At 46.1% G+C, this 17888-nt stretch carries 16 protein-coding genes; 12 read left to right on the top strand and 4 right to left on the bottom strand.

All coding sequences use genetic code 11. The features are described from left to right. The first annotated feature begins 127 nt into the window (after positions 1-127). Both rocD and VIS94_05925 read left to right on the top strand, forming a co-directional pair. Positions 128-1333 carry an ornithine--oxo-acid transaminase gene (gene rocD, locus VIS94_05930; protein HEY9160605.1) on the top strand — a complete coding sequence of 402 codons (1206 nt, stop codon included), beginning with the start codon at positions 128-130 and terminating at the stop codon, positions 1331-1333. Between the two features lie 72 nt (positions 1334-1405). Further along, entirely contained in the window at positions 1406-2926 is a 1521-nt protein-coding gene (locus tag VIS94_05925) for a DUF1846 domain-containing protein (protein ID HEY9160604.1), read from the top strand. Positions 2927-2970: 44 nt separating this feature from the next. Here VIS94_05925 and VIS94_05920 read toward each other — a convergent pair whose 3' ends face one another. Next, positions 2971-4716 carry a hypothetical protein gene (locus VIS94_05920; GenBank protein HEY9160603.1) on the bottom strand — a complete coding sequence of 582 codons (1746 nt, stop codon included), beginning with the start codon at positions 4714-4716 and terminating at the stop codon, positions 2971-2973. A 328-nt stretch (positions 4717-5044) separates the two neighbouring features. Between VIS94_05920 and VIS94_05915 the strand changes: the two genes are divergently transcribed. From VIS94_05915 to ahbC, 9 genes are all read left to right on the top strand, one after another. After that, positions 5045-5335: an HU family DNA-binding protein gene (locus tag VIS94_05915; protein HEY9160602.1), complete on the top strand. Its 291-nt coding sequence runs from the start codon at positions 5045-5047 to the stop codon at positions 5333-5335. 83 nt (positions 5336-5418) lie between these two features. After that, positions 5419-6204 (top strand): EFR1 family ferrodoxin, encoded by a 786-nt coding sequence (locus VIS94_05910; protein HEY9160601.1) that lies wholly within the window; start codon positions 5419-5421, stop codon positions 6202-6204. Positions 6205-6222: 18 nt separating this feature from the next. Then, positions 6223-6498, top strand: a complete 276-nt coding sequence (locus VIS94_05905; GenBank protein ID HEY9160600.1) for a hypothetical protein — start codon at positions 6223-6225, stop codon at positions 6496-6498. 189 nt (positions 6499-6687) lie between these two features. Beyond that, entirely contained in the window at positions 6688-7344 is a 657-nt protein-coding gene (locus VIS94_05900) for a bifunctional precorrin-2 dehydrogenase/sirohydrochlorin ferrochelatase (GenBank protein HEY9160599.1), read from the top strand. Further along, positions 7341-8147, top strand: coding sequence for a cytochrome c biogenesis protein CcsA (gene ccsA / locus VIS94_05895; GenBank protein HEY9160598.1), 807 nt, complete (start codon positions 7341-7343; stop codon positions 8145-8147). The genes VIS94_05900 and ccsA overlap by 4 nt, the downstream gene beginning before the upstream one ends. Continuing rightward, positions 8144-9379, top strand: a complete 1236-nt coding sequence (hemA, locus tag VIS94_05890; protein HEY9160597.1) for a glutamyl-tRNA reductase — start codon at positions 8144-8146, stop codon at positions 9377-9379. Before ccsA ends, hemA begins: the two co-directional genes overlap by 4 nt. After that, positions 9348-10229 carry a hydroxymethylbilane synthase gene (gene hemC / locus VIS94_05885; GenBank protein HEY9160596.1) on the top strand — a complete coding sequence of 294 codons (882 nt, stop codon included), beginning with the start codon at positions 9348-9350 and terminating at the stop codon, positions 10227-10229. Before hemA ends, hemC begins: the two co-directional genes overlap by 32 nt. Before the next feature lies 1 nt (position 10230). Continuing rightward, a complete protein-coding gene (gene cobA, locus VIS94_05880) occupies positions 10231-11709 on the top strand; it encodes a uroporphyrinogen-III C-methyltransferase (GenBank protein HEY9160595.1) in 1479 nt (492 codons plus the stop codon). Further along, on the top strand, positions 11706-12878 hold the full coding sequence (gene ahbC, locus VIS94_05875) for a 12,18-didecarboxysiroheme deacetylase (GenBank protein ID HEY9160594.1): 1173 nt from the start codon (positions 11706-11708) through the stop codon (positions 12876-12878). Before cobA ends, ahbC begins: the two co-directional genes overlap by 4 nt. Here ahbC and VIS94_05870 read toward each other — a convergent pair. Next, positions 12871-14964 carry a PAS domain S-box protein gene (locus tag VIS94_05870; GenBank protein HEY9160593.1) on the bottom strand — a complete coding sequence of 698 codons (2094 nt, stop codon included), beginning with the start codon at positions 14962-14964 and terminating at the stop codon, positions 12871-12873. The two genes, ahbC and VIS94_05870, sit on opposite strands and share 8 nt — an antisense overlap. A 185-nt stretch (positions 14965-15149) precedes the next feature. Here VIS94_05870 and VIS94_05865 point away from each other — a divergent pair, with 185 nt between their 5' ends. After that, entirely contained in the window at positions 15150-15425 is a 276-nt protein-coding gene (locus VIS94_05865; GenBank protein ID HEY9160592.1) for a helix-turn-helix transcriptional regulator, read from the top strand. 8 nt (positions 15426-15433) lie between these two features. Here VIS94_05865 and VIS94_05860 read toward each other — a convergent pair whose 3' ends face one another. Together VIS94_05860 and VIS94_05855 are read right to left on the bottom strand one after the other, a co-directional pair. Then, positions 15434-16531, bottom strand: coding sequence for a divergent polysaccharide deacetylase family protein (locus tag VIS94_05860; protein HEY9160591.1), 1098 nt, complete (start codon positions 16529-16531; stop codon positions 15434-15436). Further along, the gene (locus tag VIS94_05855) at positions 16528-17829 is read right to left on the bottom strand and encodes a S41 family peptidase (GenBank protein ID HEY9160590.1); all 1302 of its coding nucleotides are present in this window, start codon (positions 17827-17829) and stop codon (positions 16528-16530) included. The genes VIS94_05860 and VIS94_05855 overlap by 4 nt, the downstream gene beginning before the upstream one ends. Positions 17830-17888: the final 59 nt, after the last annotated feature.

Genomic DNA, 17888 nt, shown 5'->3' with positions numbered 1-17888 from the left:
AACAGTATTGCCGGTTTGTTTTTTCTAACCACTCACAACTCACAACTTTTAACTGCATGTTGACATAATATTTTAAGTGTTTATGTTCAGGACTGTCATAAATCATTCAAACTATCAGAGGTGAGGCATGCTGAACACAAAAGATTATATCCAGCTTGAAGCAACCTACGGGGCAACAAATTACAAACCGCTTGATGTTGTTCTCACAAAAGGAAAGGGCATCTGGGTCTGGGATGTCGAAGGTAAAAAATACCTTGATTTCCTTTCAGCGTATTCCGCCGTGAACCAGGGACACTGCCACCCGAGGATTGCTCAGGTGATGAAGGAACAGGCAGATACTCTGACGCTTACATCACGCGCTTTCAGGAATGACCAGCTCGGACTTTTCTATAAAGAGTTGTGCGAGCTTACAAACTCCCACACCATCCTTCCCATGAACAGCGGGGCCGAAGCGGTCGAATCATGTATAAAGGCTGTACGCAAATGGGGCTATCGTGAAAAGGGCGTTGCCGAAGGCCAGGCAGAGATAATCGTCTGCGAAAATAACTTCCACGGCAGGACAATAACCATAGTGGGTTTCTCAACCGAATTCCAGTATCGCGATGGATATGCCCCTTTCACTCCCGGATTCAAAATCATTCCATTCGGAGATTCAAAGGCGCTTGAAGACGCCATCACGCCTAACACAGTTGCATTCCTTCTCGAACCAATCCAGGGCGAAGCCGGAATCATCATTCCACCTGACGGCTATCTTAAAGAGGTCAGGCGAATCTGCACCGAAAACAACGTTACCATGATAACTGATGAGATACAGACCGGCCTTGGCCGTACAGGCAGGCTGCTCGCTGAAGAGCATGAAGGCATCGAGGCGGATCTAACCCTTATCGGAAAGGCGCTCTCCGGCGGCTATTATCCGATCTCGGCTGTTCTCTCAAACAAGGAAGTACTGGGTGTCTTTCAGCCAGGCGACCATGGAAGCACGTTCGGAGGCAACCCGCTTGCATGCGCCGTGGCGCGGATGGCGCTCAAGGTCCTTATCGAAGAGGGCATGGTGGAAAATTCCGCAAAGATGGGCGCATACCTGATGGAAAGGCTTTCATCGATAAAAAGCCCCCACATCAAAGAGGTCCGCGGCAGGGGCCTGCTCATCGGCCTGGAACTTCATCCATCGGCCGGCGGAGCAAGGCGCTTCTGTGAAGCCCTCATGGAAAAAGGCCTTCTCTGCAAGGAAACGCATCAGCACGTCATACGTTTTGCCCCGCCGCTAATCATAAAGAAGGATGAAATCGACTGGGCGATGACGCATATTGAGAATGTTCTGACGACACTTTAAAGAAGACTTGAGCGGCAGGTGAAATCACCTGCCGCATTATTTTAAATTTAATTCTTTACATGGAGGAAACATATGAACAGCGGCATCGGTTTCGATAATGAACTGTATCTGAGCGAGCAGGCAGATTACATCCTCGAGAGGGTCAATCGCTTCAATCACAAACTCTATCTGGAATTCGGCGGAAAACTTCTCTGGGATTATCATGCCGCGCGCGTTCTTCCCGGTTATGACCCGAATGTGAAAATGAGGCTCCTGCAAAAGCTCAAAGATAAGGCGGATATACTGCTCTGCATATATGCGGGTGATATCGAAAGGAAAAAGATCAGGGCGGACTTCGGCCATACCTATGACGCCGATGCCATGAAAATGATCGATGACCTCAAGCGCTGGGACATCGATGTCGCAGGAATAGTAATAACACGCTTCGATTCCCAGCCCTCGGCAATACTCTTCAAAAACAAGCTGGAAAGACGCGGGATAAGGGTCTATACGCACCGCTTTACAAAAGGCTACCCGACCGATGTCGAACAGATAGTAAGCGACGAGGGCTACGGAGCGAATGAGTATATTGAGACAAAGAAGCCGCTTGTCGTCGTAACGGGACCTGGTCCCGGAAGCGGCAAACTTGCTACATGCCTGACGCTGCTTTATCATGACCACAGGCGGGGACTGGGGGCCGGATATGCAAAATTCGAGACATTCCCTATCTGGAACATACCGCTTAAGCACCCAGTGAACATTGCCTATGAAGCAGCAACCGCCGATATCCGGGATTTCAACCTGATCGACCCTTTTCATCTCAACGCCTACAATGAAGTTTCGGTAAACTATAACCGCGACATAGAGGTATTCCCGGTTGTCAGGCGTATTCTGGAAAGGATTACTGGCGGGGAAAGTGTCTATAAGTCACCTACCGACATGGGTGTGAACCGGGCAGGCTTTGCCATCATTAATGATGACATAGTACAGGAGGCGGCAAAGCAGGAAGTCATCAGGCGATTCTTCCGTTACCAGTGTGAATACGCCATGGGCTTTACTGACAGGGATACCGTTCAGCGTGCCGAATTGCTTGTAAAGGATTTTGATCTTATGCCCGAATACAGAAAAGTTGTTGAACCAGCCAGGAAGGCGGCTCTTGAGGCTCAATTGACACAGACGAAAGGTAATGAGGGCATATTCTGCGGTGCCGCCATCGAACTCAAAGACGGTACAATTGTAACTGGCTGCAACTCACCTCTTATGCATGCCGCATCGAGCGTTGTTCTTCATGCTGCGAAGCACCTCGCCGAGATACCGGGAAAGATAAAGCTTCTGCCTGCGAGCATCACTGATTCATTGAGTCACTTCAAGCAGGATATCCTTGAAGAACATGCAGTAAGCCTTGACCTGCAGGAAGCCCTCGTTGCTTTAAGCATAAGTGCCGCAACAAACCCGGCGGCCCAGCTCGCGGTTGAAAAACTCAAGGAACTTAAGGGCTGCGAGGTGCATATGACTCACATTCCTACACCGGGAGATGAGGCAGGCTTGAGAAGGCTTGGCGTGAATGTAACGAGCGACCCTGATTTTGCTACAAAGAATCTTTTTATGTCCTGATTGAGTCAGTAGGGATGGCCGGTTGAAACCGGCCATCCTTCAATTTATAAATTGATATTGTTTATCATATCAGCCCAGGTAAGAGCCGTAGCCTGCTCCCCTTTGACCAGATAGAACCTCATGTGAAGTTCATTTTCCGTCGGGTTGAGCGCCTGATAGCTGATCTTTTTGCCGTCTATATCAATCCTGGATGCAAGCACACCGAAGTTGTTGTCGCGGATAAGGTACAGTCCGTCACCAAGTCCGATCAAGCCGTTCGGAATGGCCAGATGTATGGGGTTGTGTTTTATATCGTTTATGCTTATGGTCCTGACCTCGTTTTCGAGCATCGCTGGGCTGTATTCAATAAGGTCGGAATCATATGGGAAATCGATGCTTACAAGACCGGACGGGATTAAAGGAATTTTCTTCAGATTGACATCTGCAACCCACACGTTTTCCTGACCGGGGAAGCTGTACCATTTTATCTGCTTCTTCAGGAGATTGCCGCTTATCTTGATTTCGACAGGGCCTGATGCTTCAGGAGTCAGTTCCGGTCTTGTCCAGGCGTTTGTAAGGAGCGACGGGTCAACGGATTGTATTATTGCCAGAACTGCATCGGCATGTTCCTTGGTATATTCAATTTCTGAAGGGAACGGCCTCCAGCCTGTGCTGTCAGAAACCTCGGCCTTGAGCATATTTCTCCAGGCCTCTTCGACCTTATCAGGATATATGTTGCCGTATTTGCGTTCAAATGCCATGAGGCATGAGCGGGCAGTCCAGTTGCCGGTCAGAAGGGTGTAATCCTCTTCCCATGGGAATACATATTTACCCATCCACTGGTAAACCCCGCTTCCATCACTTGGGCGCCAGGGGGTATCAAGGATCGGTTTGAGAGGAGTTGGCACTTCACCGGCAGCCCTTAGGGCATCGACATATTTACTTACTGTCGATATCGTGTAGCCTTTTGTCACATAATCGGCGAATTTCTTTTCAAGCTGGTTTATCGAATATTTCACATACCACTTCAGGACAGGGAAATAGGGATCAAAGCTTGTAACTGTTTCGCCGTCTCCGACAAACTCCCAGTTTACTTCGATGCCGGAACCCGGGAAAACAGCACCGCCCTGCCTCAGAACATCCAGCCCTCTGCATGTGTAATAGGGCGGTTCAGCTGCATTCTGGAACCAGCCGTAGATACTGCCTGTCATCACCGCGACATTGAACCCGTTTTTTGCGCCCATGTCCGCCATACCTTCGCTGAACATGGCCTCCTGTGCAAATATTGTCCCTGACCTTTTTATGCCGTACTTCTCAAATACCTTATTGTTTATACCTATCGACCACTGCTGGTCATGTGCCGGATAAGCCATCAGAAGCTGGTCGGAGTAATGAAAAGAAACAAGGTCAACCTGGCCTGAATTGACTATTTTCCTGAATTTTTCCAGCACGGCAGGATAATTTTCAGCCATGTATTCAATCATCAGACCCTGCATTTCGAAGTCTGCTCCGTATTCAGGATGCGCGATATAGAAATCCACAAGCGGTTCGAAACTCTGAATAACCCTTTTATAACAGATATCACAGCCTGCGACATACTGCAGATTGAAATGGTACATGTTCAGCACATAGCGTCCGGGCTGATCTGCCGGAGATTTAGAATCAGAGGTCTGTCTGTCTGCATCCAAAGGCTGATTGTTATCACCGGATGACTGAATACCGGCTGTTTCTGCTGTGCTGGAGCCGTTTTCAACACATCCGGATAGAGACACCGCAGAGAACAGAATAAGGATATAAAATATCTTTTTCATTCCCCTCATAACATCCTCCTATTAATATAATAAAGCTAATCTGATTATACAGAATACAGTGAGAGGCCATTTAAAGCAATATCTTATATTTTTATAACAATTCCTGTTGACAGATAAAAATACTACTATATTATTCATACATATGCTGTTTATGAGTATCCGCAGACATGATTTTTTAAAGAATATCTCAAGTTGCGGATTCATGCGGTCGATAAGTTTAAGAACGGCAAAAAAGCAGCACTACATCATGAATATCTCATCCCGTTTGCCAGAATAGAAACAGAGTTAAAAAACTAAATAATATAAATAAGAGAAGGAGGAACAAAGGATGACAAAGACGGATCTGGTGGCATTTGTAGCTGAAAAGGCAGGCGGTTCCAAAGCGGCAGCCGAAAAAGCAGTAAATGCAGTAATCGACGGCATCAGCGGCGCGCTCAAAAAGGGAGACAAGGTAACACTTGTAGGCTTCGGAACATTTGAGGTTGTCGAAAGGGCAGCCAGACAGGGTGTCAATCCGCAGACAAAGAAACCCATAAAGATCGCAGCTACAAAAGCACCCAAGTTCAAAGCAGGCAAAGGGCTGAAGGAGCTTGTCGCCGGCAAAAAGAAAAAGAAGTAGTATCATCTAAAAAAATTTTCCAAACTCCCGTTCTTTTGTGCGGGAGTTTTTATTTTTAAATTATTTTTATAGAGGAGACCTTCATGCCCGGGACAATTTTTTATTACACCGGTACCGGCAATTCATTATGGACAGCAAGAAAGATTGCTGAAAAACTTGATAATCCCGTCAGTATCATTCCAATGATCGGCAAGAAAGAAAAACCCTACATGCAGGATGGCGGAATAATCGGCCTTGTTTTTCCGGTATATATCTGGGGCGTCCCGGCACCTGTTCTAGATTTTGTTAAAAACAGTACGACTATCAAGAGTGATTATATCTTTGCAGTGGCAGTCAACGGGGGCCAGGTTTCAAACACTCTCGTGCAGCTTAAAACATTCATGGACAGGAACGGATCAAAGCTTTCCTCCGGTTTTGAAATCAAAATGCCTTCAAATTATATTCCCTGGGGCGGTCCCGGCACCAAAGAACACTGCCTGAAACTCTACAAAGAGGCTGAGGAAAAGATATTAAACATTGCATCGGTCATCAACAATAAAGAGGCAAGAGATATGGAGAAAGGGCCGCTGTGGCAAAGAATAGTCTTCTCGGCCATATACAGGTTAACCTTTTCAATGGTTCCGGGAATGGACAAAAGCTTCTGGCTTAACGAAAAGTGCAACAGCTGCGGCATCTGCGCCAGGGTCTGCCCTGCGGAAAATATCAGCTACATCGAAGGCAGGCCTTGCTGGAGCCACAAATGCCAGCAGTGTTATGCATGTCTCCAATGGTGTCCCGAGCAGGCAATTGAATATGGCAGGAATACCCCTAAATATGAAAGATACCATCAGCCTGAAATAAAACTTAAGGATATTATAAAAACCAGATAATAAATAAGGAGCCTGCTTATGAAATCACACCTGCGCAACTTGATATCCTTTTCCATCATCTGCATTTTCTCATTAACGATGATTCTTATAAATACCGGCTGTGAGGGCACCGAATCAAGAAAGTCCATTGACGATACTGTGAAATCCGCCGCCGGAATGGATGCCGTAAAAAAGAAGGAGATGATTGAGAAGAAACTGGATGAGAGTTACAAAAAAGAGGCCGAACGGGCACAGAAAGGATTAGACGGAGACGGCTCAGGCGCTTCTAACGATAGTCAGCGTGAAGACAGGTAATAAAACCCTGATAGACTGTCTTAACCTCATCCCCTTCCTGCCATTCAATCCTCAATGGACGATAAAAAACTTCTTTCTGAGTGCAATCATACAGAACTGAATTGCCTTTGGTGCATATGAAATATTCGGGTTATTTCTATTGAAATTATATTTTACTGTTATAATAAGGTCTTCGGAAGAAGAAAGAATATGGAACTGGAAAATAAATATTACCCGGTTTTTCTAGACCTCGAAGACAAGCTTTGCGTTGTCGTCGGGGGGGGAGCGGTTGCATTCAGAAAGATCGAGGCGCTTCTTGCCAACGGGGCTGCCGTAAGGGTTGTGGCACCTGAAATATCCAGGTCCATCTTAAGGTTTCAAGGCCTGGAGATCAGAAAGAAAGAGTACGACAAATCCGATTTGAAAGACGCCTTTCTGGTCTTTGCCGCAACCGACAGTGAAGAAACGAACAAGGCGGTAAGCATGGATGCCCGAAAGCTTAATGTCTTCTGCAACGTTGTGGATACGCCTGAACTCTGCAGTTTCATAGTCCCTTCCGTTGTAGAAAAAGGGCCGATCAAGATAGCAATCTCGACAGGCGGAATATCGCCAGCCCTTTCAAAAAAACTCCGGCAGGAACTGAGCGCCGCTCTCGGAAGCGAATACGAAATACTCGCCAGGATTCTCGGCAGGATAAGACCGATCGTGGTTTCTCAGAACGGCGGACATGAAGCTCACAAAAGGGTTTTTGAGATACTTATCAACTCGTCCCTGCCGGAAGCCATAAGGAAATCTAGAAAAGATGAGGTAAAATCCATATTGAAACAGGCTATCGGTGTTGAAGTCGACCTGGAGGAAATACTGTGACGGCAGTACTGATCTTTTATGGCATCACCGCCATTCTTACGGTAATGCATCTCTTCACCAGAAACGATATGCTGAAAAAGGCATCTACACTTTCACTCATAACCAGTGCCACTTCCCATCTTGCCTATACCATCCTCCTGGGAATACGCATAGGTGAATTCCCTATTGCAGACGTTCCACAGGCCGTTAACATGACCATTCTCATTGCATCCATTATCTTTACCTCTGCCGTTTTACTGAAAAATACCATATCGTTCGGTGCGTTTTTCGCCCCTTTTGCTATATTCACGCTCTCGCTTGTATCGCAATCTCTGGGTCTGTATCATATCGGTGTCCAGAAATCGGGATTCTGGTTCTTCCTGCATACATCCTGTGTAATTACAGGAGACGCTCTGTTCCTGGTATCCGGCATAGCCTCTGTTGTTTATCTCATCCATGACAGGTCCATCAAAAAAGGAACAATCCACAGCGCCGCATCCAACCTTCCACCGCTTGTACTGCTGGATAAATTGACAGCATCAACGCTCAGCGCCGGATTCGTTGCAATGACATTAGGCATGATTATCGGGGGATTCTGGGCATCAAATGCCGGATTGAAGCTTTCGCTCATCGCACCCAAAATAATTTCCGGCGCCGTAATGTGGTTGATATTCGCTTTTATCCTTCACCAGCGCTTTGCAATAGGCTGGAGAGGCAGACGCACAGCAGCAATCACCCTCGCAGGATTTGTTGTCATGGCCGTGCTTACCATATCTATCGAAATCTTTTTCCCGGGGGCGCACGGACTCAGGATCCTCACATGAACCCCATAAACTGCATCAGCATAAACCACCGCACTGCTCCTCTTTCAGTCAGGGAAAGGCTTATGATAAAACCATCGGACATGAGCGGCATCCTTTCGGACGGCATGGAAGCATATGTGCTCTGCACATGCAACAGAACGGAAATATACTGGGTAAACGCCGTCGAAAACAGCATATGGGAAGTTCTGACAGGGATCTCTGGAATTGACACCGAAGAGCTCAAAACCTATTCCGAGTCTTTTTCAGGGCAGGAGGCCTTAAGGCATCTCTTCACGGTCGCTTCCGGCCTTGATTCACTTGTATTAGGCGAACCGCAGATACTGGGCCAGGTCAAGGATGCATATCGGGAATCCGTCGCTCACGGCATCACCTCGATCTATCTGGACAAGGCCCTTCACAGGACATTCAAGGCCGCCAAACGCGTAAGGACTGAAACCGATATAGGCAATTACCCCGTATCGGTGGCATCGGAGGCAGTCGAACTTGCCTGCCATATTTTCGACGACATAAAGAAAAGCAGGGCTCTTATCATAGGAGCAGGCGATATGGCATCCATTGCCGGCAAAAGGCTCAGGGTAAAAGGCGTAAACACAATAACTGTCCTCAACAGGACTTATGAAAACGCATGCCTGCTTGCTTCAGAGCTAGACGGCATCCCGAAACCATTCGATTCACTGAAGGAAGAGCTCGTCGCCTCTGATATCATCATCACGTCAACAGGCTCCCTCATACCGATCATCACGAAGGAAATGATGTCAGAGGTAATGAAGCACAGGAAGAACAGGGAGGTTATAATCATCGACATCGCCGTACCGAGAGACGTAGAGAGCGAAGTCTCCCGGCTTTATAACTGCTTTCTCTATGACATCGATGCCCTCAAATCGATTGCAGACAAACATTACTCAAAAAGGCTTCTGCATACGGGAAAGGCCATCGAGATAATCAACTATGAGGTTGATTTATTCGAAAGATGGCTTTCACGCCTTAATGCCCAGGACACAGTAAAAGACTTGTACAACCTCATTGAATCATATGCAAAAGAGCAGTCATCCTTGCAGGAACTCCCGGACGGAGAAAAGATGGCTTTCGAAACAGCCCTGAAATCCGGATTGAAAAGATTCCTGCACAGACCGGTAAGCTTTTTGAATGACCATCCGGCAGCTGTACATATAGAATATGCCAGGAGGCTTTTTAAACTTGATGAAGAATATAAGGATAGGCACAAGGGGTAGCGCCCTTGCGCTGGCCCAGACAGAGATCGTTAAAAATCTGATGCTGTCAGCAGATCCAGGCCTCAACATAGAGGTGATGGTTATAAAGACGGAGGGAGATGTCTCAACGGAACCGCTTGCAGTTATCGGAGGCAAGGGTGTTTTTGTAAAAGAAATTGAAAACTATCTTCTTTCCGGGGGAATTGACATGGCCGTTCACAGCCTGAAGGACATGCAGTCGATATCGCCTGAAGGGCTCACTATTGCAGCCTATCTTTTGCGTGAAGACCCCTGTGACATGCTCTTTTCAAGTTGCGGATACACCATCAGGAACCTTCCCGAATCGGCCCGGGTGGGCACATCAAGCCTGCGCCGCATATGCCAGCTCAAAAATATCAGACCGGATGTTGAATGTGTGGAAATCAGGGGCAATGTGACAACAAGGCTGAAGAGGATAGATAAGGACCTCGATGCGGTGATACTGGCAGCAGCCGGAATCAAGAGACTGGGCTTGAGCACAGGAACCGCCATTGACCTAAACGAAATGGTACCATCCCCTGGCCAGGGCATTATTGCAATCGAGACCAGACAGGAAGATGAAAAGCTGAACCTTTTTCTTGAAAAGCTTAACGATCCTGATACAAGGACATGCGCACTTGCGGAAAGGGGATTTCTGGCAAGGCTCGGGGCTGATTGCAGGATTCCGGTGGCGGCCCATGCAAGAATAGTGAACAATGAGATATCAATGAGCGCCATGCTAGCAACCGCTGACGGAAGCCATATCGCGAGGACAACCGGCAGAAGCCTGACGCCTGAAATAGGCGCCGTGCTGGCTGAAACGTTGCTTGTGAAGCTGGGAGGAAAATCTTAGAATGAAAGTGTATCTGATAGGAGCCGGCCCGGGAGACCCAGGTCTTCTTACCATGAAGGCTGCAGGAATAATCCCTGAGTGCGATGCGGTTGTTTATGATGATCTCATCCCCAATGAAGTCATCCTCATGGCAAAGACCTCTGCCGAAAAATACTATGTAGGGAAACGCGCAGGAAAAGACTACACAAAACAGCCGCAGATCAACAGTCTCCTGCTTGAACTTGCAAAAAGAGGGCTTACGATTGCCAGGCTCAAGGGAGGCGACCCCTGCGTGTTCGGAAGGGGTGGGGAAGAGGCTCTCTTTCTTAAAGAAAACGGAATACCTTTTGAGATCATTCCAGGCATAAGCTCGGCAATAGCAGGACCCATAAGCGCAGGCATACCGCCCACACACAGGGGGCTTGCCGCATCTCTTAAAATCGTGACTGCACACGAAGACCCTTCGAAGGAGTCCGGCTTTCTTGACTGGGGCCTTCTTGCAAAAGAAACCGGTACGCTTGTTTTCTTAATGGGAGCGGGAAGGATAAACAAGATTTCCGAGGCACTGACACGGGAAGGGATGGATGCCTCGACACCATGTGCAATCATACAGGATGCGACGCTTCCATCGCAGAAGCATCTGGTATCGACACTGGCAGACATGGGAGCTGAAGCGGAAAAGAACGGCATTGGTTCTCCGTGTATAATAGTAGTCGGAAGGGTTGCAGCATTAAGCCGGGAACTGTTCGGTTCCCATAACAAGCCCCTTTCAGGAAGAAGTATTCTCATAACAAGACCAGCACACCTGTCTTATAAAACGGCTGAGGCTTTCGCCGCCCAGGGGGCGCGAGTCCATATCTACCCTCTTATCGAGTTGAAGGAATTGCCGTTCAGAGTCGATGTCTCGGTATATGACATGATTATATTCACATCCCAGAATGCAGTGCCTCTGTTTTTCAGATCCCTCACGGAAAAAGGTCAGGACTGCCGGGCCCTGGCCGGAAAAGAAATAATTTGCATCGGTCCGAAAACAAGGGATGTCCTTTCAACGTTCGGTATCAGGGCCGATAAAATGGCGGAGGAATTCAGGTCTGAAGGGATCGTCAGCCTTTTTGAAGGCCGGGATATTAAGGGCATGAAAATCTGCCTGCCCCGTGCAAAAGACGCCAGGCCTTTTCTTGCAGATGAGCTCAGGTCGCGCGGGGCCATGGTTGATGAAATCTTTGTTTACGAGACGGCCATGCCTGAAAATGCTGATAGCCGGACATTCCTTTCGCTTGCTGAAGAGTGCGACACCATCGTATTCACAAGCCCGTCAGGGGCCAGAAACGCCGTGCTTCTGGCAGGAGATAAAATTGATATAATAAGGGGCAAGAGACTTGTGGCCATAGGCCCGGTTACAGCAAACGCCATGGAAAAATCGGGTATCCCGGCCTCTCAATATGCAAAAGAATATACGGATGAAGGGATTATCGAGTTGATGAAAGGAGACGTACCTTGATCGGCATATCCAAACTGTATTGCGGCACAGTAGAGGCATCCGACCCTCTCAGATATTCAAGGAGATCAAGCGAACTCCCTTCGCACCTCCTTCAGTTCTCCGAAGACAAGAAACCCGTTGTCGTCTGGAATATCACTAGCAGATGCAATCTCAAATGCGTTCACTGCTATGCATCGGTTGAAGGGGGATGCGCTGAACTGACAACACGACAGGGGCTGAATCTAATATCCGGCCTCAAGGATTTCGGAGTTCCGGTAGTCCTTTTTTCCGGCGGTGAACCCCTCATAAGGGAAGATCTCCCTGAACTTGTCAGGGCAGCTACCTCGGCAGGCATAAGGGCCGTTATATCAACAAACGGGACATTGATAACATGGGAAAAAGCCAGAATTCTTGGTGATATGGGACTCTCATATGTCGGAGTCAGCCTTGACGGACTTGAAGAAGTGAACGACAGGTTCAGGGGAGTAAATGGGGCGTTTGCAAAAGCCTTAGAAGGAATTGAAAATGCCATGTCCGCCGGAATAAAAGTCGGGCTCCGCTTCACGATGAATAAAAGGAATTATCAGGAAATCCCGAAAATTTTCGACCTAATGGAAAGCCGGGGCATACAAAGGATCTGCTTCTACCACCTTGTATATTCTGGGCGCGGGAAAAACCTCATGGAAGAAGATCTCACTCATGAACAGACACGCGCGACACTTGATCTGATAATGGACAGGACAAAAAACCTCATCGATAAGGGCATGTCAGTAGAAGTTTTGACCGTGGACAACCATGCGGACGGTCCTTACGTCTATTTGAAGATGCTTAAGAATAAAGACCCGAGGGCGGGCGATGTGCTCGAACTTTTAAAAATGAATGCAGGCAATTCAACCGGACTGGGAATCGGCTCAATAAATTGGGACGGCGACGTATATCCTGACCAGTTCTGGCGGAACAAGGTGCTGGGAAATGTGTTGAAAAAGCCTTTTTCCGACATCTGGGATGATAAAACAAACGAATTTCTCATGAAGCTCAAAAACAAGAAAAATTATGTTTCAGGCAGGTGCGCCGGCTGCAGATGGCTTGATGTATGTGCAGGTAATTTCAGAGCAAGGGCTGAAGCTGCGACAGGAGATCCCTGGAGCGAGGACCCTGCATGTTATCTGACAGAGGAAGAGATCAGATAGAATTTTTTCTCCCCCTGGGCCTTCCCCTTTTCTTTTTTTTCAGTTCCGGATTACCCTGAGATTTGACATTCGGCCCCCTCTTCCTGAATGATGTTATACCCAGATATCCATAGGGATTGTTCTGTGTGTCGCAAAGTATGGAAATTCTAAGGTTGCCCTTCAATGTTCTGCGGTTTCTCTTGAACTGGTTAACCGTAAGCTCGGCCGAGAAGTTGTAATCTCCTCTTGCAACAGCCGCCCTGGCTTCCCGTAGTACAGCCATCACCCTGGATAGAGATTCCGGCTTGAAGGTTGTCCCGAATTCCATCCCGAGCGCTTCCTCCACGGTATATCCAAGTGCCGTTTTTATGGAAGGGCTCATGTAAATGGTCATGTAGTCAAGAGACGAAGCCCAGACCAGGTCCTGCACCTTGCCTACAATGTGCTGGTAGAGGTTCTCCTTTTTCTCAGTGATTTCAAAATACTTTTCAACTTCCTTATATTTGTCGATGTTGGCCATTACCGCGACAACTTCGATAAATCGTCCGGCCTCATCAAAATTGGGCTTTGTATTAAGCCGGTACCAGTGTTCTGTGCCGTCCTTATGAATCAGCTTGTATTCATGGACACCACCCTCTCTGGTTGTACGAAATCTATCCAGGTTTTCTTCAAAATATTTTTTCATGTCTGGATGAACAAAATCCCCTGCCGACTTACCTGTAATTTCCGAGGGATCATAACCGGTTAATTGTTTGATGTTGTCACTTATATAAGTTATCTTTGCGTTCATGTCATGGCAAAGAAGAATATCCTGTATGTTATCGAGAAGGTAACGCTGCCTTGATTCTACAGACAACAAATTATCCACCATTTTCTTTCTCTCGGTACAATCCCGGCTTATGCCTATAAACCCGGCAATCTCGCCTGATGCTTTCCTAAGAATCGAAATCTTCGTCTCAATATATCCCTTGATAAGGGTTCTGGGATTTATATGCTCATAGGTAAAAAGCCTGAATGGATTTTCATCCCTCGGACCTTTTCCGGCACTGATCAGATATTCCTGAAGTGTATTCCTGATATTCATATGCTGGGCTCCGCCAAGAAATTCCTTTATTCCCGCAAGATTGATCTCTTTGCATGAGGTCCATCCGATCTTTTCTCCTGAAGGGGAAAGGAAGGTCATCTTGAAGTCAGGATCCATAGTCCATATAATATCCTGGGCATTTTCAAGGAGCATCCTGTATAGAGCTTCGCTCTCGGCTGTCTTTTCATGCGCCTTCATGATTTCATCGATGTCAGCAAACAAGAACCAGCACCCTTTATATGAATTATCTTCATAAATGGGAGAGATTAACACGCCAGCCCATTTAACGCTGCCGTTTTTAAACACTATTCTATATTCCCCTGATAAGCGCCCTTTCCTGAATGATTCCGAATCATGGTTGAACCGTTCACGGTCATCCTCTGAAATAAGACTTGAGATTTGTCTGCCGAGAATTTCCTCGGGGTAATAACCGACTGACCTTATCATATCCCCGCTGATGCTTACTATGGCATTGTTCTCATCAGCCATTACTACCAGATCACTGATATTTTCCATAAGGAAATGACAGCTTTCTTTTTCTTTATAGAGTTTAATGATCTGATTTTTCCTTGACAATGAAGAACTTATCTTATGTGTCAGTTCAATGAACAGGGACAGATCCCTTGCCTTCCAGTCATAGTCGGTTCTGTGTATACAGAATACGAATCCCCAGAGCAGGTTGTCCACAACAACAGGCAGAAATATTATTGATTTAGGCAGTTTTTTTGAATTCGATTCACCTGCGGCATAGAATATTTCGTCAGTTTCTGTAACTGGAATATTTTTTTCAAGTTTATCGAAGATATATGGAAAGTTCTTTTTTATATTATTTAAACGTTCATTAACATGAAGAGGAAGGCCCTCTCCATTATCCAGTTTGATATAAATATCTGCCTGATTCTCTTCGCCGTTTTTGACTGAATATAAAGCTAACATTTCAATATCACTTACTTTTCCGATTTGCTCTACCGAAGACTTGATAACGGCCTCACAATCTTCGGTAATATCAATGAATCTTGACATCTCTTGTCTTCCCCTTATTTCTGTAGAAATTTTTTATGAATTGCAGTTCATCTAATTTCGTATAACATAAATATGCACAATGCAATGTTTCTTTTGTTAACAGATTGCGTTCAAAAGCAACATTGACAATATACATTGGCTTTGCTTAAGTTTTAACAAATCATCTATTAAAGACAGGAGAATTTATGCACTTTAAAACATGGCTTCAACTCAAGGGCATCCACCAGAAAGATATGGCAGACACAATAGGAATAAAACCAAGTTCACTCTCCATGATTCTTTCCGGAAAAACAAAACCAAGCCTTGAGATTGCTTCCCGCATAGAACAAATAACAAACGGCGAGATAACCAGAATGGACCTGTTATATCCCGATGAAACCGAACCCATGGAAAAAACAGCATCTCCAAAAAGGGGAACAATACTTACTTATGAACTAAGGGAAAAGCTTTTAAAGGGTTGAAAGAGACCTTATCTTTTTTTTACAAATTTTGAAACAGGTTCAAGTTCGATTCCATGAGCCCTCAGTCTTGGAATTTCCTTCTCGAGTACCGCTATTGTCTCTTCATGCGGATGGCATATGCCGATCGCGTATCCGTTTTTCATTGCAATTCTTTTGAGCCTGTCTAGCTGGCCTGTTATGTACACCTCGTTCAATTCATTATCCAGAAAAACATCACGTCTGGCAAAAGGTTCCCCCGCATCTTTTGAGACATCCAGACATATGGAATTAGGTGAAGTCATGCTGTCGATATAAAACATATCCCTTCTTTTAAGCTCATTAATAATCACGGTCATCTTATCTCTGTCCTGTGTTATTTTGGACCCCATATGATTACTGGCGCCGATTGCATAAGGAATATTGTTTAAATCTTTCTCAAGCACTGCAAGCACCTCGTCCTTATCCATATCCGATAATATGGCCCCCCTGCCAGGGTTTTTGCCGGGCACGCCTTCCATGGGAACATGCACGAGCACGTCACACCCTCTTGAATGAAGGTAAGACGCAACTTCTTTGGACTTTTCAGTGTAAGGCAGAACCGAGAAACTCAGATCACGATCAATTTGCGCCAGACGGGACGCAGCTTTAAGGTTCAAACCCATATCATCTATGATAATTGCTATTCTGGCCTTTTTCCCAATACCCGGTTTTATGACTTCGGGTATTGCCGGTTCAGCCTCGGAAGGATAAACAATTTCAATTTCCCACCTGCGGCTGTCCATAACAATAATGACATGTTTATCATCCCTTATTTCAATTCTGCCAATCTTCTTCATGGGCTTAAAGAATTCTTCAAGCCTGTCTTCAGGAATTTTTTCTTTTACCTTAACGATAATCTTATCCCCGCTGAACTCGGCATCTCCTCTGGTAACTCCCATATCGAAAAGGCAACCCTTGATCGCCAGAAGAGGATCCACTCCTTTAATAACGGGTTTTGAGGGTATATTATGAGCCGGTTCCTGAATTTTCTGCAGCCCTCTTTCAAGTAATAATATCAAACCAGCAGCAACAGCTATGACAGCTATTACTGCCAGTATGATATTTTTCCGTTTGGCAGTTTTGCTCATGAAGTTTTCTGTACTGTACTGAAAACCCTCCAGGACTTTAAAATATCCAGGGCATATTTCAATTGATTGTCATTTTTCAGCAGATTCTGAGCAGGATCCTCTTTCGAGTCATCCTTTTTTCCGGATGGCTCAAGATGCTGTTTAAGATCTTTCTCCCTTATGAATTTCAGCTCGCCGTCTTCATCTCCTTTTTCCGCCGAATCCTTTATGGTCTGATCAAGTACGATATCGGGAATAATGCCGGTTGCCTGGATATCCCTGCCTGATGGCGTATAATATCTGGCAATAGTAAGCTTCAGAGCTGAACCGTCGGATAAGGGCCTTATAACCTGCACGGAAGCCTTGCCAAAACTTTTTGTCCCTAAAACCACCGCGCGTTTGTTATCCTGAAGCGCACCCGCAACAATCTCTGCCGCACTCGCGGTACCGCCGTTAATCAGAACAACTATCGGAAAATCCTCGTATGCCTTGTCTCCCTTTTTGGATATGTACTCTTTCTTGTCTTCCTGCGCCCTGCCTGAAGTATAGACGATCTTTTTACCTTCATCGAGAAAGAGGTCGCTCACATCTACAGCCTGACTTAACAATCCACCCGGGTCATACCTTAAATCAAGGATAAGACCCTTCAATGGCACCATGGTGACAAGAGCTTTCTTAATCGATTCCGTCGTATCGGTCTGGAACTGTCTTATTCTTATATAGCCGTATCCCGGTTCGAGCATCATCGATTTTGCGCTTTCAATATGAATGATGGCCCTTGTTATAGTAACATCAAATGGTTTCTCATCCATGCCCCTTTGTATCTTGATTGTAACTTTTGTCCCTTTAGGCCCCCTTAAAAGCTTGACGGCATCCTCCAGAGTCATCTCGTAGGTGGATTTGCCGTCGATTTCAAGAACCTTGTCCCCCGGCTGTATTTTAGCCTCAAACGCAGGGGTTCCTTCAATCGGAGTGATCACCGTTAGAATCCCGTCCCTCATGCCAATTTCTATGCCCAACCCTCCGAAAGATCCAGTGGTGCTGATCTGCATCTCTTTATAGGCATCCTTCGTAAGATAAGCGGAATGGGGATCAAGAGTGGACATCATGCCTTTTATCGCTCCCTCTACAAGCTTTTCAGGAGGGACGGTATCGACATAGTTTTTTTCAATTATTTCAAGACAGTCTGTGAACTTTTCGAGCTGAGGATACATTTTAAGAGTATCAGCACTGAGCAATCTTGCCTTATAGAAAAACAAGACCGAAGAAAGACATATCAATAAAAAGATAAGCGTCCACAGCTTTTTGTTTCTTTTCATATAATCTCCTGTATTTTCCTTACATATTAAGGATAGCTGCCCTATAGCATATCCTTGAT

The organism is Desulfomonilia bacterium (genome assembly GCA_036567785.1).
Classification (GTDB): Bacteria; Desulfobacterota; Desulfomonilia; order UBA1062; family UBA1062; genus DATCTV01.
The sequence above is the reverse complement of the archived record's forward strand: the minus strand, read 5'-3'. Positions and strand labels throughout refer to the sequence as shown.